This is a genomic window from Bartonella sp. OC68QHHN (genome assembly GCF_042193875.1).
In the GTDB taxonomy this organism is placed as follows: Bacteria; Pseudomonadota; Alphaproteobacteria; order Rhizobiales; family Rhizobiaceae; genus Bartonella; species Bartonella grahamii_A.
Map to the genome: position 1 here is coordinate 1 of NZ_JBHIME010000072.1, position 1120 is coordinate 1120.

The window sequence follows — 1120 nt, forward strand, 5'->3', positions numbered from 1 at the left end:
AACATTGGTCGGTCGGGACCACTGGATGAAAGCCAAGTTCTAAAAATTATTGACGAGGCAGATGATGCAATCCAAATCTTTCGCATCAATCCTTCTGAGAATAATTGTGAAGATATCTCTGAAGAAATTGCAGAAGTATATGTAAAAGAAAATATCGAACATCTCCATGAGGAGAGTAAAGTTCATGACTTTGTACGCGAGAGTGTTGCTTACCATGACCTTTTATCTGATTTAGCAAACGAAAAATATAATGATGAGATTTACGGTACTTACGAACAGCAACACCGTTTGCGTCCTTGTGATGTGCTTTAAAAAATCTAAAGGGCGCATTTAAAAGCGCCCCCTTTAATCCATCAATAATTAATTAGAGTAAATTCATGAACACACATGAAACTAATAAAGATAGCACAGGGTATCTCTTCCCTGAAAACGAGGTAGAAGACAAAATCAGTTATGTCCAAATGGTTAATGCCCATGTAATGCATAGGCACTTACATTTGAAACAAGATTTTTCCACTTGGTTTAATGATTGTGTTGAAAAGCTTGATCTAAAAGAAGGCGTGGATTTTGTTTTTACAAAACAAGAATGGAACAGACAGAAGATTTGTCCAAAATCTGAAATAGAAACAGATAAAACCGATAATCATTACTTCAAAATTCACGCAGCAAAGAAAATCGCTAAAGCAGAGCGCCATAGAAACTATGGCAGAATATTATACCAAAACTTGTGTTTTCATTAATTAAGGAGGTGATGATGCGAAACTTTATTACAATATCTGAAAACAATTTTCAAAACACAACTGTTCAAACGATGTCCAGTATTGAAATAGCTCAATTATGTGAAAAAAGACATGATAATGTTATGCGTGATATCAAGAAAATGCTTGAAGAACTTAACGTCCTCAAATTTGAGGGGGTTGATTTTATTGGCACTTACGTTGATACAAAAGGGGAAAGCCGCCCTTGTTACAACCTCCCCAAACGTGAATGCTTAATTCTCGTATCTGGTTACAGCACTGCCTTACGAGCAAAAATAATTGACCGTTGGCAAGAATTAGAAAAGCAAGCGGTAACACCACAAATCGACTATTCAAGTCCAAAGGCTATGATTGGCTTTTTG

The 1120-nt window shown here is 36.1% G+C and carries 3 protein-coding genes; all 3 read left to right on the top strand.

Annotated features, from left to right (window positions below; genetic code table 11):
* The coding region (locus tag ACFIJ0_RS07490; RefSeq protein WP_375643933.1) for a hypothetical protein at positions 1-312 on the top strand (312 nt) is incomplete at its 5' end.
* Positions 313-377: 65 nt separating this feature from the next.
* Positions 378-740, top strand: a complete 363-nt coding sequence (locus ACFIJ0_RS07495; protein WP_375643934.1) for an antA/AntB antirepressor family protein — start codon at positions 378-380, stop codon at positions 738-740.
* A gap of 14 nt (positions 741-754) precedes the next feature.
* A partial coding sequence (locus ACFIJ0_RS07500) for a Rha family transcriptional regulator (RefSeq protein WP_375643935.1) occupies positions 755-1120 on the top strand: 366 nt, incomplete at its 3' end.